The 26645-nt window shown below is 75.7% G+C and carries 23 protein-coding genes; 11 read left to right on the forward strand and 12 right to left on the reverse strand.

Translation table 11 applies throughout. The annotated features are described in order from the left end of the window. The 4 genes from AB0B41_RS33985 to AB0B41_RS34000 all read right to left on the reverse strand — a co-directional run. A partial coding sequence (locus AB0B41_RS33985) for a Tex family protein (protein WP_358210731.1) occupies nucleotides 1-2243 on the reverse strand: 2243 nt, incomplete at its 3' end. 149 nt (nucleotides 2244-2392) lie between these two features. Next, nucleotides 2393-3262: a MaoC family dehydratase N-terminal domain-containing protein gene (locus tag AB0B41_RS33990; protein WP_358210697.1), complete on the reverse strand. Its 870-nt coding sequence runs from the start codon at nucleotides 3260-3262 to the stop codon at nucleotides 2393-2395. Between the two features lie 61 nt (nucleotides 3263-3323). Further along, nucleotides 3324-4535, reverse strand: a complete 1212-nt coding sequence (locus tag AB0B41_RS33995) for a TRAM domain-containing protein (protein ID WP_358210733.1) — start codon at nucleotides 4533-4535, stop codon at nucleotides 3324-3326. Beyond that, entirely contained in the window at nucleotides 4522-6630 is a 2109-nt protein-coding gene (locus AB0B41_RS34000; RefSeq protein ID WP_358210699.1) for an APC family permease, read from the reverse strand. Before AB0B41_RS34000 ends, AB0B41_RS33995 begins: the two co-directional genes overlap by 14 nt. Nucleotides 6631-6757: 127 nt before the next feature. Between AB0B41_RS34000 and AB0B41_RS34005 the strand changes: the two genes are divergently transcribed. Then, the gene (locus tag AB0B41_RS34005; protein ID WP_358210701.1) at nucleotides 6758-7420 is read left to right on the forward strand and encodes a TrkA family potassium uptake protein; all 663 of its coding nucleotides are present in this window, start codon (nucleotides 6758-6760) and stop codon (nucleotides 7418-7420) included. Nucleotides 7421-7442: 22 nt separating this feature from the next. Beyond that, entirely contained in the window at nucleotides 7443-8111 is a 669-nt protein-coding gene (locus tag AB0B41_RS34010; protein ID WP_358210703.1) for a TrkA family potassium uptake protein, read from the forward strand. A 111-nt stretch (nucleotides 8112-8222) separates the two neighbouring features. Here the strand turns inward: AB0B41_RS34010 and AB0B41_RS34015 are convergent, their stop codons facing one another. The 4 genes from AB0B41_RS34015 to dut all read right to left on the reverse strand — a co-directional run bounded on the left by AB0B41_RS34015 (nucleotide 8223) and on the right by dut (nucleotide 13705). Continuing rightward, nucleotides 8223-8996, reverse strand: a complete 774-nt coding sequence (locus AB0B41_RS34015; RefSeq protein WP_358210705.1) for a DUF3159 domain-containing protein — start codon at nucleotides 8994-8996, stop codon at nucleotides 8223-8225. Next, the gene (locus AB0B41_RS34020) at nucleotides 8993-9373 is read right to left on the reverse strand and encodes an OB-fold nucleic acid binding domain-containing protein (RefSeq protein ID WP_037051928.1); all 381 of its coding nucleotides are present in this window, start codon (nucleotides 9371-9373) and stop codon (nucleotides 8993-8995) included. Before AB0B41_RS34020 ends, AB0B41_RS34015 begins: the two co-directional genes overlap by 4 nt. Nucleotides 9374-9884: 511 nt before the next feature. After that, nucleotides 9885-13232: a DUF3710 domain-containing protein gene (locus AB0B41_RS34025; protein WP_358210707.1), complete on the reverse strand. Its 3348-nt coding sequence runs from the start codon at nucleotides 13230-13232 to the stop codon at nucleotides 9885-9887. Beyond that, nucleotides 13229-13705 carry a dUTP diphosphatase gene (gene dut / locus AB0B41_RS34030; RefSeq protein WP_358210735.1) on the reverse strand — a complete coding sequence of 159 codons (477 nt, stop codon included), beginning with the start codon at nucleotides 13703-13705 and terminating at the stop codon, nucleotides 13229-13231. The genes AB0B41_RS34025 and dut overlap by 4 nt, the downstream gene beginning before the upstream one ends. Nucleotides 13706-13767: 62 nt before the next feature. Between dut and AB0B41_RS34035 the strand changes: the two genes are divergently transcribed. Then, on the forward strand, nucleotides 13768-14256 hold the full coding sequence (locus tag AB0B41_RS34035; RefSeq protein ID WP_358210709.1) for a DUF3093 domain-containing protein: 489 nt from the start codon (nucleotides 13768-13770) through the stop codon (nucleotides 14254-14256). 129 nt (nucleotides 14257-14385) lie between these two features. On the opposite strand, the gene AB0B41_RS34040 is transcribed toward AB0B41_RS34035, so the two are convergent. Beyond that, complete coding sequence (locus AB0B41_RS34040) at nucleotides 14386-14688, reverse strand: DUF4193 domain-containing protein (RefSeq protein WP_037051919.1); 303 nt, start codon at nucleotides 14686-14688, stop codon at nucleotides 14386-14388. Between the two features lie 329 nt (nucleotides 14689-15017). Between AB0B41_RS34040 and cei the strand changes: the two genes are divergently transcribed. Continuing rightward, the gene (gene cei / locus AB0B41_RS34045; RefSeq protein WP_358210711.1) at nucleotides 15018-15659 is read left to right on the forward strand and encodes an envelope integrity protein Cei; all 642 of its coding nucleotides are present in this window, start codon (nucleotides 15018-15020) and stop codon (nucleotides 15657-15659) included. A 14-nt stretch (nucleotides 15660-15673) separates the two neighbouring features. Here the strand turns inward: cei and AB0B41_RS34050 are convergent, their stop codons facing one another. Continuing rightward, complete coding sequence (locus tag AB0B41_RS34050; RefSeq protein ID WP_358210713.1) at nucleotides 15674-16555, reverse strand: inositol monophosphatase family protein; 882 nt, start codon at nucleotides 16553-16555, stop codon at nucleotides 15674-15676. Nucleotides 16556-16879: 324 nt separating this feature from the next. Here AB0B41_RS34050 and AB0B41_RS34055 point away from each other — a divergent pair, with 324 nt between their 5' ends. The 5 genes from AB0B41_RS34055 (at nucleotide 16880) to AB0B41_RS34075 (ending at nucleotide 22850) form a co-directional block, all read left to right on the forward strand. Beyond that, nucleotides 16880-18247, forward strand: coding sequence for an RNA polymerase sigma factor (locus tag AB0B41_RS34055; RefSeq protein WP_358210715.1), 1368 nt, complete (start codon nucleotides 16880-16882; stop codon nucleotides 18245-18247). Nucleotides 18248-18429: 182 nt separating this feature from the next. Then, nucleotides 18430-19842: an FAD-binding oxidoreductase gene (locus tag AB0B41_RS34060; RefSeq protein WP_358210717.1), complete on the forward strand. Its 1413-nt coding sequence runs from the start codon at nucleotides 18430-18432 to the stop codon at nucleotides 19840-19842. Then, on the forward strand, nucleotides 19842-20690 hold the full coding sequence (locus AB0B41_RS34065; RefSeq protein WP_358210719.1) for a methyltransferase domain-containing protein: 849 nt from the start codon (nucleotides 19842-19844) through the stop codon (nucleotides 20688-20690). The genes AB0B41_RS34060 and AB0B41_RS34065 overlap by 1 nt, the downstream gene beginning before the upstream one ends. Nucleotides 20691-20745: 55 nt before the next feature. After that, nucleotides 20746-21693 (forward strand): NAD-dependent epimerase/dehydratase family protein, encoded by a 948-nt coding sequence (locus AB0B41_RS34070; RefSeq protein WP_358210721.1) that lies wholly within the window; start codon nucleotides 20746-20748, stop codon nucleotides 21691-21693. Beyond that, entirely contained in the window at nucleotides 21690-22850 is a 1161-nt protein-coding gene (locus tag AB0B41_RS34075) for an FAD-dependent monooxygenase (protein WP_358210723.1), read from the forward strand. The genes AB0B41_RS34070 and AB0B41_RS34075 overlap by 4 nt, the downstream gene beginning before the upstream one ends. Nucleotides 22851-22857: 7 nt before the next feature. On the opposite strand, the gene AB0B41_RS34080 is transcribed toward AB0B41_RS34075, so the two are convergent. Together AB0B41_RS34080 and AB0B41_RS34085 are read right to left on the reverse strand one after the other, a co-directional pair. Then, the gene (locus tag AB0B41_RS34080; RefSeq protein WP_358210737.1) at nucleotides 22858-23328 is read right to left on the reverse strand and encodes an AfsR/SARP family transcriptional regulator; all 471 of its coding nucleotides are present in this window, start codon (nucleotides 23326-23328) and stop codon (nucleotides 22858-22860) included. Then, complete coding sequence (locus tag AB0B41_RS34085; protein ID WP_358210725.1) at nucleotides 23256-23657, reverse strand: winged helix-turn-helix domain-containing protein; 402 nt, start codon at nucleotides 23655-23657, stop codon at nucleotides 23256-23258. Before AB0B41_RS34085 ends, AB0B41_RS34080 begins: the two co-directional genes overlap by 73 nt. 35 nt (nucleotides 23658-23692) lie before the next feature. Here AB0B41_RS34085 and AB0B41_RS34090 point away from each other — a divergent pair, with 35 nt between their 5' ends. Further along, entirely contained in the window at nucleotides 23693-24292 is a 600-nt protein-coding gene (locus AB0B41_RS34090) for a TetR/AcrR family transcriptional regulator (RefSeq protein ID WP_358210727.1), read from the forward strand. Between the two features lie 86 nt (nucleotides 24293-24378). Then, the coding region (locus AB0B41_RS34095) for an ATP-binding protein (RefSeq protein ID WP_358210729.1) at nucleotides 24379-26645 on the forward strand (2267 nt) is incomplete at its 3' end.

Below are 26645 nucleotides of genomic sequence, written 5' to 3' on the forward strand. Positions count from 1 at the left end.
CCCTTGCCGCCGCCCTGCCGGTCGCGGTCGCCGCGCGGGCGGTCCCCGCCGGCGCGCTGCCGGCCGCCGGCGCCGCCCTTGCCCGGCTCGTCGTCGAGACGCAGGGTGAGCGAGATCCGCTTCCGGTCCTCGTCGACGTCGAGCACCTTGACCGTGACGACGTCGCCGGACTTCACGACCTCGCGCGGGTCCGACACGAACTGGCTGGACATCGCCGAGACGTGCACGAGGCCGTCCTGGTGCACGCCCACGTCGACGAACGCGCCGAACGCGGCCACGTTCGTGACCACGCCCTCCAGCACCATGCCCGGCCGCAGGTCCGCGATCTTGTGGACGCCCTCGGCGAAGGTCGCGGTGCGGAAGGCCGGGCGCGGGTCGCGGCCCGGCTTCTCCAGCTCGACGAGGATGTCGGAGACGGTCGGGAGCCCGAACCGGTCGTCGACGAACCGCTGCGGCTGCAGGTTCTTCAGCTTCGTGGTGTTGCCGATCAGCTCGTCGATACCGACCTTCGCCGCGTCGACCATCTTCCGGACGACCGGGTAGGCCTCGGGGTGCACACCCGAGACGTCGAGCGGCTCGTCGCCCCCGCGGATGCGGAGGAAGCCGGCGCACTGCTCGAAGGCCTTCGGGCCCAGCCGCGGGACGTCGACGAGCGCGGTCCGGGTGCGGAAGGGCCCGTTGGCGTCCCGGTGGGACACGATCGCCGCGGCCAGGGACTCGCTGATGCCCGACACCCGGCGCAGCAGCGGGGCGGAGGCGCTGTTGAGGTCGACGCCGACGGCGTTCACACAGTCCTCGACGACCGCGTCGAGCGAGCGGGACAGCGAGCCCTCGGGCACGTCGTGCTGGTACTGGCCGACGCCGATCGACTTGGGGTCGATCTTCACCAGCTCGGCGAGCGGGTCCTGCAGCCGGCGCGCGATGGAGACCGCGCCCCGCAGCGAGACGTCGAGGTCCGGGAGCTCGGCCGACGCGTACGCCGAGGCCGAGTACACCGAGGCGCCGGCCTCGCTGACCATCACCTTGGTCATCTTCAGCCCGGGGTTCATCGCCACGAGCTCGCCGGCGAGCTTGTCCGTCTCGCGGGAGGCGGTGCCGTTGCCGATCGCGATCAGGTCCACGGCGTGCTCGGTGGCCAGCCTGGTGAGCGTGACCAGCGCGCCGTTCCAGTCCTTGCGCGGCTCGTGGGGGTAGATCGTGTCGGTGGCCACGACCTTGCCGGTCCCGTCGACCACGGCGACCTTCACGCCGGTGCGCAGCCCCGGGTCGAGGCCCATCGTCGCCCGGGTCCCGGCGGGCGCGGCGAGCAGCAGGTCGCGCAGGTTGGAGGCGAACACGCCGATCGCGCCCTCCTCCGCGGCGGTGCGCAGCCGCACCCGGATGTCGATGCCCAGGTGCAGCAGGATGCGCGTGCGCCAGGTCCAGCGGACGACGTCGTTGAGCCACCGGTCCGCGGGCCGGCCCTGGTCGGAGATGCCGACGTGCGCGGCGATCAGGGTCTCCCAGTCGGTGCGGACGCCCGGCTCGGCGGGCTCGGCGTCGGGCTCCAGGGAGACGTCGAGCACGTCCTCCTTCTCCCCGCGGAACACGGCGAGGATGCGGTGGCTCGGCAGCGAGGTGAAGGCCTCGGAGAAGTCGAAGTAGTCCGAGAACTTGACCCCCTCGGCCTCCTTGCCCGGGCGGACCTTCGACACCAGCAGGCCGCGGCTCCACATCCGCTCGCGCAGACCGCCGATCAGGTCGGGCTCCTCGGAGAAGCGCTCGACGAGGATCGCGCGGGCGCCCTCGAGCGCGGCGGCGGCGTCGGCGACGTTCTCGCCGAGGTACTTCGCCGCCTCGTCCTCGGGGGTCAGCGAGGGGTCGGCCAGCAGGGCGTCGGCGAGCGGCTCGAGGCCGTTCTCGCGGGCGATCATGGCCTTGGTGCGGCGCTTGGGCTTGTACGGCAGGTAGACGTCCTCGAGCCGGGCCTTCGACTCGGCGGCGAGGACCTGCTGCTCCAGCTCGGGGGTGAGCTTGCCCTGCTTGCGGATCTCCTCGAGCACGGCGGTCCGCCGTTCCTCCAGCTCGCGCAGGTAGCGCAGCCGCTCCTCGAGGGTGCGGAGCTGGGCGTCGTCGAGCCCGCCCGTCGCCTCCTTCCGGTAGCGGGCCACGAACGGCACGGTCGACCCCTCGTCGAGGAGGTCGACGGCCGAGGCGACCTGGTGCCGGCGCACGCCCAGCTCGTCGGCGATGCGCTGCTCGATCGACGGCTGGGCGGTGGTCTGGGACTGCGGAGCCGCCGCCCCGGTGGGGGCCGCGGAGGCCGCTGCGGGAACCGAACCTGTCACGGCCCCCATCCTCCCCGGGCCGCCCCCCGACGGGTGCGGGCGGGGTCGGTTCGGGCGGGGCCGGTTCAGGCGAAGCTGACCTGGCCGGTGATGCTCGGGTCGGCACCGGGGACCCCGCACACGAGGTCGGAGCCGTCCGGCTTGCCCGTCGCCACCACCGGCGCGCCGGCGAATGCGGGGCGGCGCAGCCGGTAGGAGAACTCCGCGACCTGGCGGTCCGGGGCGAACCGGCGGGGCAGCTCGAGCAGCATCAGCGCGAGCAGCGGCCCGTGCACCACGAGACCGGGGAAGCCCTCGACGTCCCGGGTGTACGGCAGGTCGTGGTGGATGCGGTGGGCGTTGTAGGTCAGCGCGCTCATCCGGAACAGCAGCACCTCGTCGGGGCGCAGCACGGCCTGCCACTCCCCCGGCGCCGGCGGCTCGGGCTCGCGCGGCTTCGGGGCCGCCGGGGCCGCGGCGCGCGCCGCCCCGGGCTCCTGCTCCCGGTAGACGACGTCGTGCTCCTCGACCTGGGCCACCTCGCCCGCCCGCAGGTACTCGTGGGTCAGGGTCACGAACAGCATGTCCCCGGAGCGCCCGGACTTCGGCGTGATCGAGCTCAGGGCACTGCGCCGGGTCACCTCGTCGCCGACGCGCAGCGGCGAGTGCACGGTGAGCCGCCCGCCGGCGAACATCCGGCGCCGGTTCGGGATCGGCGGCAGGAAGTGCCCCTCGCGGGGATGCCCGTCCTCGCCCAGCTCGGCGGTGGCGGGCCGCTCGAGGAAGTGGAACGCGGTCCACAGCGGCGGGAGCGCGGTCGAGCCCTGGCCCGTGGCGTCGATGGGCGAGGTCTGGTCCAGGAGCCCCGCGAAGGAGTCCGAGGGGACGCGGTCCAGGACCTCCCGCACCTCGACGGGTCCGGGCTCCCAGCCCTCGACGTACTCGGCGATGCCCATGGTCCTCCTGTCTGCCGTCGTTTCCGCTGGTCGGCTCGGGTCGTGAGCGCCGACTGCCCCGCTAGGGGCGTTCGGCGCTCACGGGGTGGAAGAGCGCGACCGACTCCATGTGGTGCGTCATCGGGAAGGCGTCGAAGGAGCGCAGGGCGGCGAGTGCGTAGCCCTGCGCGGCGAAGAGCTTCACGTCGCGGCCCAGCGCGGCCGGGTCGCAGGCCACGTAGACGATCCGCTGCGGGGCCCGCGCGCACAGCTCGTCGACCATCGCCCGGCCCAGCCCCTTGCGCGGCGGGTCGGCGACAACGACGTCGGGGTCGGGCAGCTCGGTGATCACCCGCTCGACGCGGCCGGACCGGAACGAGACCTGCGGCAGGTCCCGCAGGGCACGCTCGCCGTCGGCCACCGCCTGCCGCGCCGACTCGACGACCGTCACCGACCCCTCCGGCCCCACCTGGCCGGCCAGCACCGCCGCGAACAGCCCGACGCCGCCGTACAGGTCCCAGGCCGTGCCGCCTGCCGGCGCCCCCGCCCACTCCCCCACGATCTCGACGAGCGTGCCCGCCAGCTCCGGGTGCACCTGCCAGAACGCGCCCGGCGAGAGCTCCCAGTCCCGGCCGGCGGCGTGCTGCACGGAGGCGCTGCGCTCCGCCGGCGGCACGCCCGCGCCGAGATGCCGCTCGCCCAGGGCGTCGACGGCCACCTCGATCTCGTCGCCGGGCCGCCAGTGCCGCTCCAGCAGGTCGTCGAGCAGCCCGGCCGGGGCGAGCAGGCAGTCCGAGATCGGGACGACCTCGTGGCTGTGGTGGGCGCGCAGGCCGGCGCGGCCCTCCTCGTCGACCGCGAGGCGCAGCCGCTGCCGCCAGCCGAGGGCGCCGCCGGGGAGCTCCTCCACCTCGACGGTCTCGGCGAGCCCGCCGGTCAGCCCGCCGAGCCGGGTGAGCTGCTCGCGCAGCACGGCGGTCTTGAGCGCGCGCTGCGCGGGCGGGGCGACGTGCTGGAAGTCGCAGCCCCCGCACCCGCCGGCACGCGCCCACGGGCACGGGGCCGGGACCCGGTCCGGCGACGCGTCGAGCACCGAGATCGTGTCGGCCAGGCAGAACGAGCCGCCCTGGTCCCCGGTCACCACCGCCCGGACCCGCTCGCCGGGCAGCGCGTGCCGCACGAAGAGCACGCGGCCCTCGTGCCGGGCCACGCAGTGTCCACCGTGGGCGACCGGCCCGACCTCCAGGTCGAGGACCCGGTCGGTCCAGTCGAGGGTGCGTTCAGCGGACCGGATCACCGGTGTCCTTCCGGGGTGGGGTCTCCTTGCCCGCCGCGGCGTCCTTGCGGACCGCGGTGGCGCGGGAGGCGGTAGCGCTCGGGGCCGACTCGCCGGGCAGCTGCTCCATCGAGGGGTAGCCGCGGCGCGAGGCGCCCGGCGCGAAGAGCGGCGAGAGCGGTTGCGCGGCGGCGGAGGAGTCCAGCTGCCACGGCACGCTCGTGACCATCACACCCGGCTGGAACAGCAGCCGGCTCTTCAGCCGCAGCGCGGACTGGTTGTGCAGCAGCTGTTCCCACCAGTGGCCCACGACGTACTCGGGGATGTAGACAGTGACGACGTCGCGCGGGTTGGTCGAGCGCAACCGCTTCACGTACTCCAGGACCGGTCGGGTGATCTCCCGGTACGGCGACTCGACGACCTTCAGCTTGACCGGGATCTTCCGCTTGCCCCAGTCCGCGACGAGCCTCTTGGTGTCGGCGTCGTCGACGTTGACGGTGACCGCCTCGAGGACGTCCGGCCGCGTCGCGCGGGCGTAGGCGAGCGCCCGCAGCGTGGGCTTGTGCAGCGTCGACACGAGGACGACGGCGTGGTTGCGGCTCGGCAGCACCCCGTCGTACTCGCCGGCCACGAGCTCGGCGGAGACCCGGTCGTAGTGCTTCTGGATCGCGACCATGAGCACGAAGAAGCCGGCCATCGCCACGATGGTGATCCACGCGCCGAGCGTGAACTTGGTGATCAGGACGGTGAGCAGCACGAGTCCGGTCATGATCGCGCCGAAGCCGTTGATCGTCTGCGAGCGGCGCATCCGAGCCCGCTCGCGCGTGTCCGTCGTCGAGGCGAGCTCGCGGTTCCAGTGCCGGACCATGCCCGCCTGGCTCAGCGTGAACGACACGAACACGCCCACCGTGTACAGCGGGATCAGCCGGGTGACCTCCGCCTGGAAGCCGACCACCAGCACGATCGCGAAGGCCGCGAGGATCAGGATGCCGTTGGAGAAGGCCAGCCGGTCGCCGCGGGTGTGCAGTTGCCGGGGCAGGTAGCGGTCCTGGGAGAGGATCGAGCCCAGCACCGGGAAGCCGTTGAACGCGGTGTTCGCGGCCAGCGCCAGGATCAGCGCCGTCATGATCACCACGAAGAAGAACCCGGGCCGGAAGCCGGAGAACACGGCGTCGGCCAGCTGGGCGACCATCGTCTGCTGCTGGTAGCCCGGCGGGGCGTCGGGGAACTGGCGGGCCGGGTCCTCCGCGATCTGCACGCCGGTGAGCCGGCCCAGCGCGATCAGGCCCATGAACATGCTGACCGAGATCAGACCCATGATCAGCAGCGTGGTCGCGGCGTTGCGCGACTTGGGCTTGCGGAAGGCCGGCACCCCGTTGGAGATCGCCTCGACGCCGGTCAGCGCCGCTGCGCCCTGGGTGAACGAGCGCAGGATCAGCAGCACGAGCGCGAGCCCGGTGAAGGTGTCGCCCTCGGCCACGAGGTGCAGGTTCGTGCTGGCCGTCTCGACGTCCTGGCCCAGGAGCAGGACCCGCGTCAGACCCCAGACGATCATCGTGCCGATGCCGAGCATGAACAGGTAGACCGGCACGGCGAACGCCGCGCCGGCCTCCCGGATGCCGCGCAGGTTGATCGCCGTGAGCAGCGCGATGGCGAGCACCGCGAACAGCACCTTGTGCTCGGCCACGAACGGGATCAGCGCGCCGATGTTCGCCGCGGCCGCCGAGATCGACACGGCGACGGTGAGCGTGTAGTCGACGAGCAGGGCGCTCGCCACGGTGAGCCCGGCCTTGCGGCCGAGGTTGACCGTGGCCACCTCGTAGTCGCCGCCGCCGGACGGGTAGGCGTGCACGTTCTGCCGGTAGCTGGTGACCACCGTGAGCAGCACGACCACGACCGCGAGGCCGATCCACGGGGACAGCGCGTACGACGTGACCCCGGCGACGGACAGGGTCAGGAAGATCTCCTCGGGCGCGTAGGCGACCGAGGACATGGCATCGGAGGCGAACACCGGCAGCGCGATCCGCTTCGGCAGCAGCGTGCTGTGCAGGCGGTCGCTGCGTTGCGGGCGACCGACCAGGATGCGCTTGACGGCGACGCCGAGCTTGGACACGTCGGAAGCCTATGCTCTCGGCGGCGGACGGACGCGATAGCGTGCGCCGACGACGCGCCCCGGGCCCGATCGGAGGAGCCCGGCCCGTCGACACGTGAGACCGAGCGAGCCCGGGAGGGCCCATCCGATGTACGTCGTGATCATGGGATGCGGCCGCGTCGGCGCATCCCTCGCCGCCGGGCTGGAACGCCTCGGTCACGAGGTCTCCGTCATCGACCGGGACGTGCAGGCCTTCCGTCGGCTCGGGACGGACTTCCGCGGCCGCCAGGTCGTCGGGTTCGGGTTCCACCGCGAGGTGCTCATCGAGGCCGGGATCGAGAAGGCGGACGCGTTCGCCGCGGTCTCCTCCGGCGACAACTCCAACATCCTCTCCGCCCGGGTCGCCCGGGAGACCTTCGGCGTGGAGCGGGTCGTCGCGCGGATCTACGACGCCAAGCGCGCCGCCGTCTACGAGCGGCTCGGCATCCCGACCGTCGCGACCGTGCCGTGGACCACGGACCGGTTCATGCGGATGGTCCTGCCCGACGGCGTCGCGACGGCGTGGCGCGAGCCCGCCGGCACCGTCGCGATCCTGCCCCTGCCGCTGCACGAGGACTGGGTCGGGCGCCCGATCCGCGAGCTGGAGGAGGCCACCAACTCCCGGGTGGCGTTCATCGTCCGGTTCGGCACCGGCGTGCTGCCCACCCGCGAGACGGCCGTGCAGGCCGACGACGTCGTCTACGTGGCGGCGGTCTCGGGCACGGTCTCCGACGTCACGGCCGCGGCGGCCGCACCGCCCGCCGACTCCTGAGAACCCGAGAGGGCGTGAGATCATGAGGGTCGCCATCGCCGGGGCCGGCGCCGTCGGCCGCTCCATCGCGCGCGAGCTCGTGGAGAACCAGCACCAGGTCATGCTCATCGAGCGCGACCTCAGCCACATCGACCCCGCCGCCGTCGAGGAGGCGGAGTGGGTGCACGCCGACGCCTGCGAGCTCCAGACGCTCGAGGACGCCGGCATCGAGAGCTGCGACGTCGTGATCGCCGCGACCGGGGACGACAAGGTCAACCTGGTCGTCTCGCTGCTCGCCAAGACGGAGTTCGCGGTGCGCCGGGTGGTCGCGCGGGTCAACGACCCCCAGAACGAGTGGCTGTTCGGCGAGAACTGGGGCGTCGACGTCTCGGTCTCCACCCCGCGGCTGCTCGCGGCGCTGGTCGAGGAGGCCGTGGCCGTCGGGGACCTGGTCCGGCTGCTGACCCTGCGGCAGGGTCAGGCGAACCTCGTCGAGGTCACGCTGCCCACGCACACCCCCCTGGCCGGGCGGCCGGTGCGGGACCTGGCGCTGCCCCCGGACTCCGCGCTGGTCACGATCCTGCGGGGCGGCCGGGTGATCGTCCCGCAGGCGGACGACGCGCTGGAGCCGGGCGACGAGCTGCTGTTCGTCGCGACCACCGCCGTCGAGGAGGAGATCCGCGCGGCGGTCGTCGGCGCCGCGAGGCGCTGAGAGGCGGGCGTCCTCCGCTCGTCGACCCCGGTTCGCCGACTCGACGACTCGGGGGCCGACGCTCGGGGGTCGACGGCGTCGGAGGGCCGATGGCGTCGGAGGGCCGGCGGCTCAGCCGGCGGCGGGGGTGCGCTCGGCGCGACGGACGGCCACGACCGTCCCGACGATCGCGAGGCCGAGCAGCGGGTAGCCCATGGCCAGCCGGGCGATGCCGAGCCAGGTCTCCTCGTCGGCGTTGTACAGCCAGCCCTGGACCACGAGGCGGGCGGCGAACACCAGCGCCCACAGCGCGCTGGCCCAGCTGTACGCCTTGAGCATGCGCGGATTGCGGCGCCAACCCTGGCCGTGCCCGTTGACGGCGTGCCAGATCACCCCGGCGAGCGGCCATCGCACGATGATCGAGACCAGGAAGGCGAGCCCCAGCGCGGCGCTGTAGAGCAGGCCGGGCAGGTAGAAGCCGCGGGCCTCGCCGGTGCGGTAGGCGATGAACGCGCACACGGCCACACCGAACAACCCGGAGGTCGCGGGCTGGAGCGGCTGCCTGCGGGCGATGCGGAACAGCGCCACCAGCACGCCGGCCACCACGGCGGCGATCAGGGCGGGCTTCAGCTCGAACAGGACGTTCGCGATCACGAAGACCGCCACCGGCACCGTCGACGCGATGATGCCGGGGACACCGCCCATCTGCTCGAGGAGCGTGGGTCGGCGCCCCGGGTCGTCGGTGTCGTCGGTCTCCGGGGTCTCGTGGATCTCCGCCGTCGCGCCGGCCGGTTCCTCGGCCGGAACGCGCGGGATCGGCCCCGTGGCCGAGTCGTGGTCCGCCGGCTCGCCGGCCACCCGCGGGATCCGGGTGGTCGGCTGGTCCCCGTCGGGACCCGGCGTCACTGCGCCTGGCAGATCTCGTAGTACGGGTTGTACAGAACCTTCCGGCCGTCCCGGACCGAGATCCGGCCGCGCACCCGCATCGTCCGGCCCGGCTCGATGCCCGGGATCCGGCGTCGACCCATCCAGACCAGCGTCACTCCCTCGGTGCCGTCGTACAGCTCCGCCTGGAGCTGTGCGCTGCTGTCGTCCTCGGGGCAGAACTCCACACTCCGGAGGCGACCCAGCATGGTCACCTCCTGTCCGCACGCACACTCGCTCGCGCGCTGCGCGCCGGAACGTTCGGAGTCCTCGGACAGGTCGTCCGCGTCCAGGACGTCGACGTCGCTGGTGAGCTTGCGAAGCATGCGGCGGAACGCCCCACCGTCCGTGCTGCCCATCTCTCTCCTCGGCTGCTCGGGCGCGGGCCGTCTCCCTTGATCCGGCCGCTGCCCGTGCAAGGGTAACGCCGGAGAAACGGGATGTGTGCCCGGAACGGGCGACTTCGCGCACCCGGAGGCGGTCCCGATCTCCTCCGTCGCCGAGCGGCGTGATCATCGCGACGACACGCGGCCGCGCGGGCGGGTGATGCTGCTCAGAATGCCCGGATTGCGGCGATGTGGGCGGATTTGTGGGCCAGGCTTCCTGCTCGCCGTCACGATGGGTGAGTGTGACGCTGGTCGCATACCGCTCGGCGTTCCGCGGGCGTGATGTGGGGGCTCGCCCACCCGTTCCGGTCGGCTCCCACACGTCGGCGGAGCGGGGCACACCCTGTCGACCGAGTGTGCGGCGCGACGGCGGGAAGGCGGTCGTCGGAGGCCGCACAACCGAAGGAGCGCGGCACCACCCGTCGACGGGGGTGTGCCGCGCTCCTTCGCGGTGTACGGACCGGGCGCCGCGGGTGTGCCGGGCCTACTCGGGGCGGCGGTGGCGGCCGCGGTCCGGGTCGGCGCCGTTGAGCGGGTGGGCGTCGAGGAACGACAGCGCCGGTCGGGAGCCCGGGCCCTCGCCGTGGCGGCGGTTCCCGCCCGGCTCGGGCTCGCCGGCGCCGGGCTCCTGGGAGCCGTAGCCGTCCGGGCCGCCGTGTCCGTTCGGGGCGTCGTGTCCGTAGCCGCCGTAGCCGTTCTGACCGCGGTGGCCGTCCGTCGGGCCGTGGCCGTTCCGACCGCGGTAGCCGTCCGGGCCGTGGCCGTCCGGTGCGCCGTACCCGTTCGTGGCGCTCTGGCCCTCCGGGTTCACGCCGGCGCCGTTCGGGCCGCCGCGGCCGGGCGAGCCGCCGTGGCCGTTCGGGCCGCCCCAGCCGTTGCGACCGTCGTGGCCGTTCGGGCCGGGGCCGGCGTGTCCGTCGACCGGGCCGTGGCCGTTGCGGGCAGCGGGACGCTGGTCGGCGGCGCGGTCGGCGGACTCGGCCATGAGGGCGTCGAACAGGCTGGTCGGGACGTCGGCCGGCGAGCCTGGCCCCGTCCGCACCCCGGCGAACCCGGTGACCTCGCGGCCACCGCCCTGCGACGACCAGCCGGACGCGGTGTAGCCGTACTGGGGCAGCCGGCCCGAGTCCCGGTCGACGGTCTCGTAGCCCGGGCCCGGGGGCTGGTGCACGGTCGGCGTCCAGCCGTCCGGACGGGCACCGGCAGCGTGACCGCCGTGCGACGGCGCGTCGTAGAGGCCGTCGCGGGATCCACGGTCGCCCTGCTCCGGGGCGGCACGGCGACCGCTCGGCTGCCCGCCGTCCGTGGACCGGTTCCCGCTCCCCCACTCCGACGCGCCGGTCCAGCCACCGCTCTGCTGCTCCGCGGGCCGCTCCTGCCACGACGGGATCTCGGCGCGCCGATCGCCCGCCGCCGGGCCGGAGTGCTGCGGTCCTCCGAAGCGACCGCCCTGCTCCGTCCCCCTCGCGGACGCCGCCGGCTGCGAGCCACCGACCCAGCCGGAGATCTGCTGCTCGCTGCCCCGGCTCGGGGCGGACGCCGCACCGGCGCTCGGCTGCTCGCTCTCCCAGCTCGGAGCAGGAGCCCCGCCGGCGCCCGACTGCGGCGAGCCGCCCGCCCAGGCGTCGTTCTGCTGCTCGGCCGCCCAGCCGGAGTGCCGCGGGCCGTCCGTCTGCTCGGTGGCCCAACCGGGGCGCTGCGCGTCGCCCGGAGCCGCGAAGCGCGGGTCCCGCCCGGGCTCCGGCAACTGCTGCTCGGTCCACCGGGAGGGAGCGGGGTCGGCGTGGCGGCCACCGGCCGCCCAGCCACCGCTCGCCTGGTCGGCGGACGACCCGGAGTGGCGCGGACCGCCGCTCCAGCCGCTCCCGCCGAACTCCGCGGAGCCCGGCTCGCGGTCCGCACGGTCCTCGGCGGACCAGTCGGGGCGGTACTCCGCGGTCGCCCAGCCTCCGCTGTGCGGGCCGGCGGCCTGCGGAGCGGGCTCGACTGGCTGCTCGCCCCACGACCCCTCACCACCCGCACCCCGCCCGATGACGGGCAGGGCGCGCGTCTCGCCCGCGCCGGCCGCGCCGCCCTGGGCGCCGGGCCCGGCCTGCGGGAACCCGTCGGGTCCCGCGTGCGCGCCGGTCGAGGGCGCGGCGGGACCGCCGAAGCGCGGGTCCTGGCCGGCCCCCGGGTACCCGGCGTCGGCCGGACCGGTCGGCGCGACGCCCGCGCCCTCGGCCGACGGGTACCTGGCGGGGGCAATCCTCGTGCCGGGGCCGGACGGGCCAGGACCGGCCGCGGCGTACGGGCCGCTCGGGACGTCGGCGGGGCCGCCGAACGAGCCCGGGCCCGCGGACGGAGCCCCCGTCGGATTGCCGATGCCCGGAGCGGGCATGTACCCGCTCCGGCCGGCCGGGCCGCCGAACGGCGCCTGACCTGCCGGGCCGCCGAACGGCGCCTGACCTGCCGGGCCGCCGGCCCCCGGACCAGGCGTGTACCCGCTCTGCGTGGCCGGGCCGCCGAACGAACCACCGGCCGCCGGGGCGCCGAACCCCGGACCGCCCGTCGCCGGGCCGCCGGACGCAGGGCCACCGACGCCCGGGCCACCGGGCACAGGGCCACCGACGCCCGGGCCACCGGGCACAGGGCCACCGACGCCCGGGCCACCGGCCGCGAGGCCGCCGGCAGGACCCGCGTGCCCAGGACCGCCGGTCGCAGGACCGTCCGCTCCCGGACCACCGAAGCCCGGCCCGCCGAAGCCCGGTCCACCGACGCCGGGACCACCGACGCCGGGACCACCGACGCCGGGACCACCGACGCCGGGACCACCGACCGAGGGCCCACCGAACCCGCCCCCCGGCCGCCCGCCTGCCGGGCCACCGAACTCAGGACCGCCGACCTGAGGACCGCCGAACTGGGGACCACCCGGCCGCGGCCCACCAGGGCCGTACTGCGCCGCACCGGCCCCACCGGCTGCAGGACCACCGACAGGCCCACCACCACTCCGACCAGCCCCCGCGGACGCCGCGGGCGCGAACGGAGCAGCACCGCCCGGCGCCCCACCGCCCGGGGCGCCGGCCTGCCCGTTCCCGGCCGGATCCGCCGGGGCCCCGGCAGCCGGCTCCGCCGACTCCCCCGCCTCCTCGGCCGGGGTGACCGACCGGGTGCGCAGGGTCAGCGTGGCCTTGGGCTGCGGGGCCTCGGCGTCGGGATCGGGGGCCTCGTCGACCGCCGACGGAAGCGTCAGCGGCAGTACGGTCCGGGGCGGGTACGGCGACTTGCCGCGCACCACGATCGTGCCGCGCAGCATCCGCCGCATCTCGGCGTCGAGCCGCTCGGCCTGCTCCTCGGGGCCCGCGGCGACGCCGTAGACCATCCACCGCTCGCCGTCGATGCCCACGAACACCGACGAGGCGACCTGCGTGGTCGCGCGCAGCTCCCGGCCCCACTCGCCGGTGTAGGAGCGCACGGTGGCGCCACCCTCGCGCAGCGACTGCGCGATCTCCTCGCAGAGGTCCTTCCACAGCCCGCCCGAGCGCGGCGCGGCCAGCGCGGACAGCGACAGCCGCCCACCGCCCGGCATCGTGATGTGCACCGCGGACAACCGCGCACCATCCTCCGGTTCGACCACGCTGCCCTGCGGCGGGATCGGCACCTGCACGGCGCCGAAGTCCATGCGCGTGAGCGCGTCGGTCATCTCCGGGTCGAGCTTGGCGACGTCGAACGGGCCGAAGTCCGGCCCGTCGTACTCGCTGTCGTACTCCTCGTCGTACTCGCCGTCGTACCCGGAATCCACCGAGTCGTCGGCCTCCAGGTCCTCGAGGTCCTCGCCGTAGCGGACGCTCACGGTCCGTCCCCTCCCGCCAGCCGGTCGTGCCCACCAGTCGAGCCGTAGCCGCCCGGCCCCCGGTCGGAGGCCGGGAGCTCGGGCACCTCGACGAAGCGCGCGTACTCCACCTTCTGAACGACCAACTGGGCGATCCGGTCACCCCTGCGGAGCACGATCTCCTCGCGGGGGTCGTGATTGATCAGACACACCTTGATCTCGCCGCGGTATCCGGCGTCGATCGTGCCCGGCGTGTTGACGACCGACAGCCCCGCGCGGGCGGCCAGCCCGGAGCGCGGGTGCACGAAGCCGGCGTAGCCCACGGGCAGGGCGATCGCGACGCCCGTGCCGACGACGGCGCGCTCACCGGGGGCGAGGACGACGTGGGACGTGGTCGCGAGGTCCGCCCCCGCGTCGCCGGGTCGGGCGTACGCGGGCAGCGGCATGTCGGGGTCGAGGCGGGTCAGCAGCACGTCGACGAGCGGCGTGACCATCGGCTCGTGCGGGGGAGCATCGATCGGGCCGGGCACAACGGGCGACGTTACAGTGGGTCGTCGTGAGCGAGCACCCGTCCTGCGCCGGTCCTGCGACGTCCGGCCGTCCTGGGTTCGACGAGCGGTTGAGTACGCCGCTCTGGTGGTTCCTGTTCGCCGGCGGCGTCGCCGTGCTGCTGGGCGCCGAGATCCACATGGGCTATCCGGGCGTGCGCTCGTGGATCGGCTACGTCGTGCTGATCCCGCTGGCGCTGCTGGTGGTGTGGCGCCTGGGCAGCGTGCGGGTGCGGGTGACCGACACCGAGCTGATCGCCGGCGACGAGCGGATCGCGCTGGAACACGTCGGCCGCACCCAGATCGTGTCCAAGAAGGACAAGCAGCAGGCGCTGGGCCCCGAGCTGGACCCGATCGCCCACGTGCTGCACCGCAGCTGGATCGGGCCCGTCGTGCGGATCGAGACGCGCGACCCGGCGAGCCCGGTGCCGTACTGGGTCGTCAGCAGCCGTCGTCCGGAGGAGCTGGTGGCCGCGCTGAGCGCCGCCCGCGCCTAGCTAGGCCCCCACGCGCCTACGCCCGAGCACGCCCGGCCCCGAGAACGCCGAAAGGGGCGTCCCGGGGATCCGGGACGCCCTCGTCGGTGTCCGCGTCGCTCGACGCCGGGTCGGGCCGGCGGCGGTCCGTCAGGCCGCGCAGTCGCGGCAGATGAACAGGTTGCCGCGGGTCTCGGCCAGCCGGCTGCGGTGGTGCACCAGGAAGCAGCTGCCACAGGTGAACTCGTCCGCCTGCTTCGGCAGGACCTTGACCGTGAGCTCCTCGCCCGAGAGGTCCGCCCCCGGGAGCTCGAAGCTCTCCGCCGTGTCCGACTCGTCGACGTCGACCGCGGACGACTGCGCCTCGTTCCGACGGGCCTTGAGCTCGTCGAGCGAGTCCTCCGCCATGTCGTCGGCCTCGTTGCGCCGCGGTGCGTCGTAGTCGGTAGCCATCGTTCCCACCCTCAGTACTCTTCGTCTTCTGTCGTGCCGCTGCACAACGTCCCGGCCGCGGGCGTTTGTGCCCGGCATCGGAGTGACGCCGGTCTCACCCGTTTGCGGAACAGCTCAGCCCTCGCCGGGACCAGGGCACGGACCCACCGGCACGGCCCGCGACCGGGCCCTGCGAAACGTCGTTGCTCCCCCGTCGGCGCGCAGAGGGTAGCCGAGCGGTCAAGCCCCCGGCACCGGGCCCACCCGTGTCGTCCGCCCGCCGGGGACCGGTGGGGGCGTTAGGGTTCCGCCGTGCTGATCCGCGGGGTGTGTTCGGGTGGGGTGGACGCGTGAGCGCGGGGCTGCGTCCTTACCGGCGGCGCCGGTCCCGGCCGGTCGCGATCACCGTGGGCGCGCTCGCCGTGGCCGCGCTGGTGACCTGGACGATCGTGTTCTTCAACGCCGCCGCCGAGTCCGGCCTGACCGCGTGCAACACGTCCGCCTCCGGATCCGCCGGCGACGTGCTCGACTCCGACGCGCTGGCCTCGGCCGCCCCGGCGCCACCGGCGAACATCCGGACGACCGTGCTCAACGCCGGCGGCCAGCGCGGGCAGGCCAACCTCGTGGCCGCCCAGCTCGGCGACCTGGGCTTCGGGGAGGCCCGGCAGCCGGACAACGACCCGCTCTACCCCGGGGGCGACCTGGAGTGCCACGGCCAGCTGCGGTTCGGGCAGTCCGGCGAGGGCTCGGCCGCCACGCTGCAGCTGGTTCTCCCCTGCCTCGAGCTGGTCCGCGACGAGCGCGGCGACGACTCGGTCGACGTCGCCGTGGGGACCGGGTTCACGGACGTCAACCCCAACCGGGCCGTCCGTGACGCCCTGGAGCAGCTCGGCGCGCCCGGTTCCGGCGAGACGGGCGAGGGCCAGCAGGTGGCCGCGCCGCAGCTCGACCCGCAGGTGCTGGCCGAGGCGCGCGAGGCCGCCCGCTGCTGACGCCGGCGGACGGGTCAGACGTCCGCGGCGCCCGCCTCGCGCAGGAGCTCCTCGAACGCCTCGGCGACACCGGGAGTGGCCGCGATCGTGACGTCCTCCCCCAGCTCGGTGCCGTCCGCACGGGCGCGCCCGGGCGCGGGCCGCACGCGCACGAGGGCCCCGGCCTCCTGCGCGACGAGCGCCGCGGCCGCCCAGTCCCACCAGTTGATGCCGTGTTCCACGTAGGCGTCGATCCGGCCGGCGGCGAGGCCGCACAGGTCGAGCGCGGCGGACCCGGTGCGTCGCAGGTCACGGACCCGTGGGAGCACCGCCGCCATCATCGCGGCCTGCCGCGCACGGCGGCCCGCGTCGTAGGAGAAGCCGCACGCGACCAGCGACTGGGAGAGGTCGGTCTCGGTGGTGACCCGCAGCGGCACGCCGTCGCGGGTGGCGCCCGCCCCGGCCGCCGCGCTCCACACCACTCCCGACGCCGGCTCGACGACCGCGCCCGCCAGCGACACCCCGTCCCGCACCGCCGCGACCGACACCGCGTACCACGGCAGCCCGTAGAGGTAGTTCACGGTGCCGTCGATGGGGTCCACGACCCAGCGCGCGGCTCCCGCGTCGCCCGCCGCCTCCTCGCCGTAGACCGGCTCGCCGGGCCGCAGCTCCGCGAGCCGCTCCCGGACGAGGCGTTCGAGGGCCTGGTCCGACTCCGTGACGACGTCCGTGGGCGTGCTCTTCGTCCCGACCGCGCCGGTCTCCCGGGGTGCGGGCAGGGTGCGCAGGTGGGCGGCCGCCTCCTCCGCCACCTGCACCGCGACACGCCGGAGCTCGGCGAGCTCCGCGGCGTCCGGAAGTGTGGTCGCGTCCGTGCCGGGTACTCCGGCGCCGGCCGGGGCACTGCTCGTGGTCATGTCACCCATCCGACCACAGCCCGCAGGTCGGCGAGGGGTTCGGCCCGGCCCGCCGGGTGCCGTCCGGCGCAGCGGGACGTCCGTCCGGCCCGTCCGGGCCCTCTCTGAACCGATGCGGGTGCTGTGCGGAGGGCGCGACCGGCGAGCACCCGGGGCAGGCGTAGTTACAATGGCGGAGAACTTCACCCCCGGGACGCGCGCCGACCCCACGAGAAACGGCGGCGACCGGCGAGGCGAAGTCACTCGAAGCCAGCCGGACCGGAGCGCCCGCCGCGTTCTCGGCAGCTCCGGCGGACCGCAAGCGCACGCAGCGAGAGGGCCTAGGTGGCAGCCGCAGACTCCGCAACCCGAACCGACTCGACCGTGGACGAGACGGCGGCCGCACCCGCCCGTCGAGACCGCGGGGCGGGTACCGCGACGAAGTCCCGGCCGGCGCGCCCACGGGGGGGCGCGAAGACCGGTCCGAAGACGTCGGCCAAGAAGCCGACCTCGGCCGAGGGCGACGAGGAGGCCGTCGAACTCGACGACGCCGACCTCGCCGAGGACGTCGAGCTCGAGGACGTCGAGATCGAGGACGTCGAGGAGGACACGGCCGAAGCGGCCGAGGACTCCGCCGACGAGGAGGACGACGACGAGGAGGAGCCGGCCAACACCGGCGCCAACCGTCGCGCCCCGACCACCCGCTCCTCCCAGCAGAAGTCGACCGAGTTCGTCTGGGACGAGGAGGAGTCCGAGGCCCTGCGCCAGGCGCGCAAGGACGCCGAGCTCACCGCCTCGGCCGACTCGGTCCGCGCCTACCTCAAGCAGATCGGCAAGGTCGCGCTGCTCAACGCGGAGGAGGAGGTCGAGCTCGCCAAGCGGATCGAGGCCGGCCTCTACGCCGCCGAGCGGCTGCGCCGGGCGATCGAGGCCTCGGAGAAGCTCTCGCCGCAGCTGCGCCGCGACCTGCGCTGGATCGTCCGCGACGGCGAGCGGGCCAAGAACCACCTGCTCGAGGCGAACCTGCGTCTCGTCGTCTCGTTGGCCAAGCGCTACACCGGCCGCGGGATGGCGTTCCTGGACCTGATCCAGGAGGGCAACCTGGGCCTGATCCGTGCGGTCGAGAAGTTCGACTACACCAAGGGCTACAAGTTCTCGACCTACGCGACGTGGTGGATCCGCCAGGCCATCACCCGCGCGATGGCCGACCAGGCCCGCACCATCCGCATCCCGGTGCACATGGTCGAGGTCATCAACAAGCTCGGCCGCATCCAGCGCGAGCTGCTCCAGGACCTGGGCCGCGAGCCCACCCCGGAGGAGCTGGCCAAGGAGATGGACATCACCCCGGAGAAGGTGCTGGAGATCCAGCAGTACGCCCGGGAGCCCATCTCGCTGGACCAGACCATCGGCGACGAGGGCGACTCGCAGCTCGGGGACTTCATCGAGGACTCCGAGGCGGTCGTCGCGGTCGACGCGGTGAGCTTCACGCTGCTGCAGGACCAGCTGCAGTCGGTGCTGGCCACGCTGTCCGAGCGCGAGGCGGGCGTCGTCCGGCTGCGGTTCGGCCTCACGGACGGCCAGCCCCGCACGCTCGACGAGATCGGCCAGGTCTACGGCGTGACCCGCGAGCGGATCCGTCAGATCGAGTCGAAGACGATGTCCAAGCTGCGCCACCCGTCGCGGTCGCAGGTCCTGCGGGACTACCTGGACTGACGTACTCCCGACGCGCGGCCCCGGGCTCCGGCCCGGGGCCGTCGTCGTTCTCGGGGCGCCCCGCACGGGTCCGCACCTACCGGTGCGGAAGCGCGTCCCCAGAGTTGACGACGGGCGTTAACGCCGCTGCTGATCCACACGTGCTCGGAGACGAACATCTCGATCACGCACAGGAGCAGCGCATGAGCCTCACCACCGACATCCCGGAGCTCGGCTCCCTGGTCACGGGCGCGGTGCTGGCGCCCGGCGACCCGGGCTACGCCGACGCCGCCGCCGGCTACAACCTCGCGACCGGGCACCGGCCGGACTACGTGGTCCGGGCCGCGGACGCGCAGGACGTCGTGGCGACCGTGGGGTACGCCCGGGAGAGCGGTCGGCGGGTGGCCGTGCAGGCGACCGGGCACGGCGCCGCGGCGGCCGAGCCCGGCACGGTCCTGGTGGTGACCGCGGACCTCGACACCCTCACCGTCGACCCCGCCACCCGCACCGCGACGCTCGGTGCCGGGGTGCGCTGGCAGCAGGTCCTCGACGCGGGGGCTCCGTACGGGCTCGGCGGGCTCTGCGGCTCCTCGCCGGGGGCGGGCGTCGTCGGCTACACCCTCGGCGGCGGCCTGAGCCCGATCGGCCGGACCTTCGGCTGGGCGGCCGACCACGTGCGGTCGATCGACGTCGTGACGCCCGACGGCGTGCTGCGCACCGTCGACGCCGACCGCGATCCCGACCTCTTCTGGGCCCTGCGCGGCGGCGGCGCGGCGTTCGGGATCGTGACCGCGATGACCATCGATCTCGTCGAGGTGCCGGCGCTCTACGCGGGCGGCGTGTTCGTCGACGCCACCACGGCCGACGTCCCGGGCGTCCTCCGTGCCTGGCGGGACTGGGCCGAGGCGCTGCCGGAGACGGCCGGCACCTCGGTCGCCCGGCTCAACCTGCCGGATCTGCCGATGCTCCCGGAGCCGCTGCGCGGCACGGCCACGGTGCACGTCCGGTTCGCGTTCGTCGGCGACGCCGCGGAGGGCGAGCGGCTCCTCGCGCCCTTGCGCGCCGCTCTGCCCGCTCCGCTGCTCGACGGCGTCGGCCCCCTCCCGCTCCCCGCGTTCGGCGCCATCCACGCCGACCCGGTCGACCCGATGCCGTTCGTCGACCGCGGGATCCTGCTCGACGCGCTGCCGGACGCGGCGCTCGACGCGTTCGCCGAGATCACCTCGCCCGCCGCCGGGCTGCCGTTCGTGCTGAGCGAGATCCGGCTGCTGGGCGGGGCCTTCGCCCGCCCGCCCGCGGTGCCCAACGCGGTGGCCGGGCGGACCGCACCGTACTTCCTGGACTCCGTCGGGATGCTGGTGCCGCCGATCGCGGACCACGTGCCCGGCGCCCTCGGCACCATCGTCGAGCGGATGCTGCCGTGGTCGGCGGGCGCCACGACGGTGAACATCGCCGGCGGCGTCGACCCGGAGGCGAACGAGCGGGTGCGGGCCGGGTTCGGTCCGGAGACCGCCGCCCGGCTCGACGCGCTGCGGGCCGACGTCGACCCGGACGGCCTGCTCGACGCGGCCGCGCGCTGGACGTCGCCGCCGCACCTGCCGCCCCAGGGCGTGTGATGGCAGCGGGGCCGGCGGCCGCCGGCAGGTCCGGCCCGAACGCCGAGCAGCGTGCGCAGTGGGGAGGGGACCTCGGGCTGCTCTGGGCGGCCCGGGCCGCGCAGTTCGAGGCGTCCGCCGCCGGTTACGACGCGCTGCTGCTCGAGGCCGCCGAGCTCGGCCCGGGTCTGCAGGTGCTCGACGTCGGCTGTGGAACCGGGTCGGTCACCCGCAAGGCGGCCGCCGCGGTGGCGCCCGGCGGCACCGCGACCGGCGTCGACATCTCGGCTCCGATGCTGCAGGTCGCGCGGGACCGCAGCGCCGGGCTGAGCGGCGTCGCGTTCCTCGAGGCCGACGCCCAGGTGCACGACTTCGCCGGCCGCTACGACCGGGTGATCAGCCGCTCGGGCGTGATGTTCTTCGGCGATCCGCCCGCCGCCTTCGCGAACCTGGCTCGCGCGCTGCGGCCGGGTGGCCGGGTGGCGTTCGTCGTGTGGCGCTCGGTCGCCGAGAACGCCTGGATGTACGAGCTGATGCGCGCGCTGACGGGGCACATGCCCGCGGAGCCGCCGCCCGGGCCGGGCGCCTTCGGCCTCGCCGACCCGGAGCGGGCCCGGGCGCTCCTGGTGGGGGCGGGGCTCGCCGAGGTCGGTGTGGAGGCGTGCGCGGCGCCGGTGGTGCTGGGTCGGGACGTCGAGGAGGCGTTCGGGTTGGTCCGGCAGATCCTGGCGGGGGGACTCGAGGGCCTGGGCCCGGTCGACCGGGAACGGGCGATCGCGGCCCTGCGCGCGGTCCTGGCGGACGGAGCGGGCCCCGACGGCGTCGCGCTCGGCTCGGCGGCCTGGCTGCTGACCGGGCGTGCGCGCTGAGCGGATTCGAAGCGACCCGGTTGAAGATACGCGTACGTATCTTCGAGGAGGGGTGATGGAGTCGGACCTGCACGTCGTGGTGGGCGCGACCGGAGGGACGGGCGCCGCGCTCGTCCGGGAGCTGGTGCGGCGCGGGCACCGCGTCCGGGCGGTGAGCCGCGGGGGCGGTGGCACTGAGGACGGTGTCGAGGCCGTGGCCGGCGACGCGACCGACGCCGGCCGGATGCGGGAGGTGTGCGCGGGGGCCGCAGCCGTCTACAACGCCGTCAACCCGCCCTTCGACCGCTGGCGGGAGGCGTTCCCGGCGGCGGTGCGCGGCACCCTGGCCGGCGCGGCCGCCGCCGGTGCGCGCCTGGTCTTCGCCGACGACACGTGGATGTACGGCCGTGTGGACGCCCCCATGACCGAGGCGACGCCGGTGCGGCCGGTGTCCGCCAAGGGCGTCCTGCGCGCGTGGCTCGCGGAAATGGTCCTGGCGGCGCACGCCCGCGGCGACCGCCCGACCGTCGTCGCCCGGGCCGGTGAGCTGTACGGGCCGGGCGTCGACTCCGTGCTCGGCCCGGCGCTGTTCGGGGCGGCCGCCGCCGGCCGCCCGCCGCGGTGGATCGGGGCGCTGGACCGCCCGCTCACGCCGTCGTTCGTCGGGGACTTCGCGCGGGTGCTCGCCACCCTCGGCGAGGCGTCCACCGACGACCTGGGGCGGGTCTGGCACGTGCCCCACCCGGCGCCGACGACCGGCCGCGAGTTCGTGGCCGAGATCCGGCGGCGCACCGGGAGCCGGGCCCCGCTCGTCCGCGTGGGGTCGCGGGCGGCCCGGGCGCTCGGCCTGGTGTGGCCGCTGGCCCGCGAGGGCGCCGAGCTGGTCCACCAGTTCGAGATGCCGTTCGTGGTCGACGGTTCCGCCTTCGCTGCGCGGTTCGGGTTCACCCCGACCCCGTACGCCGAGGGCGTCGCCCGCACGCTCGGCCTCGCGGCCGACCGTCCGGTGGCGGTGCCGGCATGAGGGCGGTCGTGATCGGTGCCGGTATCGGAGGGCTCGCCGCCGCGGCGGGCCTGCGCCGGGCGGGGGTCGACGTCGTGGTGCTGGAGCGCTCGCGCGAGCTCCGGCCCGTCGGCGCGGGGATCTCGCTGTGGGCCAACGCCTTCACCGCGCTCGACGCCCTGGGCCTCGGTCGCGAGGTCCGCGCGCGCACCGGCCCGGCGGCCGCGGCGCTGCAGGCCGGCCAGCGCTCCCCCGACGGGCGGTGGCTGTGCCGGACCCCGGCCGCTGCCGTCGCGGGGCTCGGCGTGCTGCACCGCGCGGAGCTGCAGGAGGTGCTGCTCGCCGCGGCCGGCGAGGTGCGGCTCGGGGTGGAGGTCACGGCGGTGTCGCCCGACGGCCGCGGCGTCGTCCACTCCGGCGGCCGCGAGGAGGCCGATCTCGTGGTGGCCGCCGACGGGATCCACAGCGGGGTACGGGCGTCCTGGCCGGGCGATCCCGGCCTGCGGTACGCCGGGTACTCGGCCTGGCGGGGTGTCACGTCCGGGCCGGTGGACCTGCTCGGGGCGGCCGGGGAGACGTGGGGGCGCCGGCTGCGGTTCGGCCTCGTCCCGTTGCGCGACGGCCGGGTGTACTGGTTCGGCGTCGCGTCCGGTCCGCCCGGGTGCACCGCGCCCGACGAGCACGCCGCGGCGCGGGAGACGTTCGCGGGCTGGCACGCGCCGATCCCGGCGGTGCTCGCGGCGACGCCGCCCGAGGCCGTGCACCGCGGCGACATCATCGATCTCGCCGCGGCCCCGCCGACCTTCCGCCGTGGCCGCTGCGTGCTGCTCGGCGACGCCGCGCACGCCATGACCCCGGACCTCGGGCAGGGCGGCGGCCAGGCGCTGGAGGACGCCGCCACCCTGGTCCGCCTCGTGGGCCCACCGCACGCGTGGACCGACGGGTCCCTCGACGCCGCGCCGGCCCGCTACGACGCGCTGCGCCGGCCCCGCACCGCGCGCCTGATGAAGGCGGCGCGGCGGGTGGGTGCGGTGGCGCAGGCCGGTTCTCCGCTGGGTGCGGGCCTGCGCGACCTCGCGCTGCGGCTGATCCCCGACGCCCTCGCCGGCGGGCCCCTGCGGCGGGTGCAGGCCTGGCGCCCTCCGCCGCAGCAGCAGCCGACCGCGGCGGGCGCATGAGCGTGTGTCAGGCCGCTGCCAGGACCTCTCGCTCCGCGGCCCGCAGCGCGGGGCCGGGCTCGAGGCCGAGCTCGCCGGCCAGCAGGGTCCGCACGGCCCGCAGGTCGGCGAGCGCCTCGGCGCGGCGGCCCTGCCGGTGCAGCGCGCGGATGCGCAGCTCCCGACCGCGCTCGCGCAGCGGGTGCCGCCGGACGTGCGCCGCGGCGGCCGCCGCGGCCTCCCCCACCCGTCCGCCTTCCAGCAGGGCCGCGAGCCGGTCCTCCTCCGCCGCGAGCCGCAGCTCGGTGAGCCGGGCGATCTCGGGAGCGAGTACGCCGAGGGCCGCGACGTCCGCGTAGGCCGGGCCTCGCCAGAGGGCGAGCGCCGCATCGAGCACCGGCAGGGCCTGTCCCGGCAGCCGCCCGGTCAGCGCCGTGGCGCCCTCGGCCGCGAGCACCGTGAACCGCTCGGCGTCGACCGCGCCGGGTGGGAGGTCCAGCGCGTAGCCGGCCCCCGCCGCACCAGGACCCGCGGCGGCTCGCCGCGCCCACGACGAGGTTCGAGCGCCGACCGCGACGTGGAGACGGAGAAGTGCAGGGTGCCGACGCCGGGCGTGCGCCGACCCGCCCACACCTCGTCGAGCAGCCGCTCCGCCCCGACCGTCTCGCCGGCCGCCGCCACGAGGGCGGCGAGCAGGGCCCGTCGCCGGGGCGACGGGCCGGCCGTCGACCGTCGCTCCGACGGGGCCCAGGACCGTGAGCGCCACGTCCATCGACGACCTCCGGAGATACGTTTCCGTTCCTTGGGAAGGACGCTAGAGTGCGGCATGTGAGATACGCAAGCGTTTCTTCGCGAGTCGGGTCGTGACCACTACGGTCCGCCGGCGGCGGGGGGCGGAGCTGGAGCGGGCGATCCGCCGCGCCGTCCTCGCGCTGGTCACCGCGCACGGGCCCGCGGGGGTGACGATGGAGGCGGTCGCCGCGCACGCCGGCACGTCGAAACCCGTGCTCTACCGGCGCTGGCCGGACCGCTCGGCGCTGCTGCGCGACACGCTCCTGCACGCGGCCGGCCGCTCCATCCCGACGCCGGACACGGGCACCTACCGCGGCGACCTGCTCGCCGTCCTCCGCGGCTGGGCGGCCACCCTCACCAGCCCGGCGTCCGCCCCGGTCGTGGCGGCGATCGTCGGCGCGATGCAGCAGGACGCCGAGCTGCGCGAGGCCTTCCGGGAGAGCGTGATCGGCTGGCGGAAGGCCGAGATGGCCCGGTTGATCCGACGCGGGATCGAGCGGGGCGAGCTGCGCCCGGACGTCCCCGTCGAGTTCGCCCGCGAGCTGGGCCAGGGCGTGCTCTGGCACCGCTTCCTCATCACCGGCGACCCGATCGACGACGAGGTCGTGGTCCGGATCGTCGACGAGATCGTCATGCCGTTCGTGGCCGCCCGCCCGGAGGCGCGTCCCTGAGAGAGCGACGCCCCTGATCGACGGCCCTGATCACTGCCGCTCCATCAAGGCTTCCCGGCATCGCCCGACCGCGCTTCACTGACCGGGTGCAGACCGTCGTCCGCAGCCCTGTCCTGGTCGGACGGGCGGCCGAGCTGGCCGAGGTCCGTCGGCTCGTCGCGACGACGGCGGCGGGCGGCGGCGGGTCGGTGGCCGTCGTCGGCGAGGCCGGGATCGGCAAGACCCGCCTGCTCGACGAGGTCGCGGCCGCGGCGGCGACCGCGGGGCTCACCGTCCTCACCGGGCGCGCGGTGCCCGGCGGGGGCGTGTTCCGGCCGCTCGCCGAGGCCGTCCTCCCCCGTCTCGACGACCCGGCGGGCGACGGCGACGCGGTCCGGCCGTACCGCGCGGCGCTGGAGCGGCTCCGCTCCGGCGCCGGGCCCGAGACCGGTCCCGCCGCTCCCGACCAGGCCGTGGTCCTCGGCGAGGGGCTGCGCCGGCTGCTCCGGGCGATCGCCCCGGGTGGCTGCGTCCTGCGGCTCGAGGACATGCACTGGGCGGACCGGGACACCCTCGCGACGGTCGCGTCCCTCACCGTTGCGGGCCCCGGGCTGCTCGTCGCGGTGTCGTGCCGCCCCGGTCCCGCAGCCACGCGGCTCAGCACGGCCCCGGGTCTGCGGGTCCTGCAGCTGCGCCCGCTCGACCCGGCGGGAGTCGCGGCGCTGGTCGCGGCCTGCCGGGACGGCACTCCCCCGTCCGACGACGAGGTGGCCGCCCTGCACGCCCGCTCGGAGGGGCTGCCGTTCGTGGTCGAGGAGATGCTGGCGGCACCCGCGCGGGCGGTCCCGCCGACCTTCGCGGCGCTGGTCGAGGGCCGGCTGGACGCGCTGGCACCGGCGGCCCGGCGGGCGGTGGAGGCCGCCGCGGTGCTCGGGCCGGCACCGGACTGGCAGGTCCTGGGGTCCGTGGCCGGTCTGGGCGAGGACGAGGTCGGCGCGGCGCTGCGCGGCGGGGTCGCCGAGGGCCTGCTGGTCCGCGACGCCGGCGGGCTCGGCTGGCCGCACGCCCTGACCCGGGAGGCGGTCCTCGCCGCGCTGCTCCCGCCCGAGCGGGCCCGCCTCGCCGCCCGGGCCGCGGAGACGCTCGACGCGGCGGGTGCCGGCCCGGCCGCGGCGGCGCTGTTCGCCGAGGCCGGACGGTCCGATCGCGCCGCCGGGCTCTACCTGCGCGAGGCGCGGACCGAAGCCGCCCGGGGGGCGCTGCGTGCGGCCGCCGACCACCTCGACGCGGCCGAGCGCGCCGGGCCCGGCCCGCCGCTCGACACCGAGGTGCTGCGGGAGCGCATCCGGGTCCTCACCCTGACCGGCCGCGCCCACGAGGCGCTGGACCTCGGCGCGGCCCGGCTGCCCGGCGTCACCGGGGACCGGCACGCCGACCTGTGCCTGGACCTGGCGCGCACCGCGGTCGTCGCCGGGCGGTGGGCCGTGGCGGACGACTTCGTCGAGCGGGCCGGGCGGCCCGACGACCCGCGCTCGGCGGTGCTGCGCGCCGACGCCGCCTTCGGCGCGGGTCGCGTGGACGAGGCCGCGGAGCTCGCGGCCCGGGCCGTGGAACGGGCGGAGCGCGCGGCGGCGCCCGAGAGCCTGTGCGAGGCGCTCGGCGTGCTCGCCCGTACCCGCTGGCGCACCGACCTGGCCGCCACCAGCGCGGCCTTCCGCCGCGCCGCCCAGGTCGCCGCCGAACACGGCCTGGTGCCCTGGCGGGTCGCCGCGCTGTTCGGCGCGGGGATGATGGAGGCGCTCGACGCCGACGAGGCGCCCACCCTCCAGCTCGCCTGCACCCTCGCGCGGGATGCCGGGATGCTCGGCCAGCTGGCGTCGGCCGAGATCATCCTGGCCGACACCGCGCTGATGACCGAGGGGCCGGCCGCCGCCGAGGTGCACTCCCGGCGCGCCCTCGACGCCGCGGTCCGGCTGCGGCTGCCCGCGCTCGCCGACATCGCCCGGATCCAGACCGCGGTGTGCCTGGCCGCGGCCGGCGACCCCGTCGGGGCCGAGGCGCTCGTCGCCGCGGTCCCCGAACCGAGCCCGGGGAACCGGGCGCTGACCGCGCTGGCCCGGGGCGTGGGTGCGCTCGTCGAGCACGACCTGCCCCGTGCCGCCCGCGAGTTCGACTCCGAGATCGGGGTCGTGCTGGAGGACCGCGCGACCCCGCTGCTCGCCCCGGTCGGCGCCTGGCTGCTGGTCCACGCCGTCCTCGACGGGGGCGAGCGGGCGCGCGAGCAGCTGACCACCCATCCGGCCGGGCTGTCCCGGTCGATCCACGCCACGCTCGCCTACGCCGACGCGGTCGCCGCCGGCCGCGCCGGGCGCCC

The organism is Pseudonocardia sp. NPDC049154, from assembly GCF_040648315.1.
In the GTDB taxonomy this organism is placed as follows: domain Bacteria; phylum Actinomycetota; class Actinomycetes; order Mycobacteriales; family Pseudonocardiaceae; genus Pseudonocardia.

Bases quoted from the DNA above. Each gene is read 5' to 3' on its own strand.
- AB0B41_RS33990 (WP_358210697.1), bottom strand. From the start codon at position 3,262: ATGGGCATCGCCGAGTACGTCGAGGGCTGGGAGCCCGGACCCGTCGAG.
- AB0B41_RS34005 (WP_358210701.1), top strand. From the start codon at position 6,758: ATGTACGTCGTGATCATGGGATGCGGCCGCGTCGGCGCATCCCTCGCC.
- AB0B41_RS34010 (WP_358210703.1), top strand. From the start codon at position 7,443: ATGAGGGTCGCCATCGCCGGGGCCGGCGCCGTCGGCCGCTCCATCGCG.
- AB0B41_RS34020 (WP_037051928.1), bottom strand. From the start codon at position 9,373: ATGGGCAGCACGGACGGTGGGGCGTTCCGCCGCATGCTTCGCAAGCTC.
- dut (WP_358210735.1), bottom strand. From the start codon at position 13,705: ATGGTCACGCCGCTCGTCGACGTGCTGCTGACCCGCCTCGACCCCGAC.
- AB0B41_RS34040 (WP_037051919.1), bottom strand. From the start codon at position 14,688: ATGGCTACCGACTACGACGCACCGCGGCGCAACGAGGCCGACGACATG.
- AB0B41_RS34050 (WP_358210713.1), bottom strand. From the start codon at position 16,555: ATGACCACGAGCAGTGCCCCGGCCGGCGCCGGAGTACCCGGCACGGAC.
- AB0B41_RS34060 (WP_358210717.1), top strand. From the start codon at position 18,430: ATGAGCCTCACCACCGACATCCCGGAGCTCGGCTCCCTGGTCACGGGC.
- AB0B41_RS34065 (WP_358210719.1), top strand. From the start codon at position 19,842: ATGGCAGCGGGGCCGGCGGCCGCCGGCAGGTCCGGCCCGAACGCCGAG.
- AB0B41_RS34070 (WP_358210721.1), top strand. From the start codon at position 20,746: ATGGAGTCGGACCTGCACGTCGTGGTGGGCGCGACCGGAGGGACGGGC.
- AB0B41_RS34075 (WP_358210723.1), top strand. From the start codon at position 21,690: ATGAGGGCGGTCGTGATCGGTGCCGGTATCGGAGGGCTCGCCGCCGCG.
- AB0B41_RS34085 (WP_358210725.1), bottom strand. From the start codon at position 23,657: ATGCCGCACTCTAGCGTCCTTCCCAAGGAACGGAAACGTATCTCCGGA.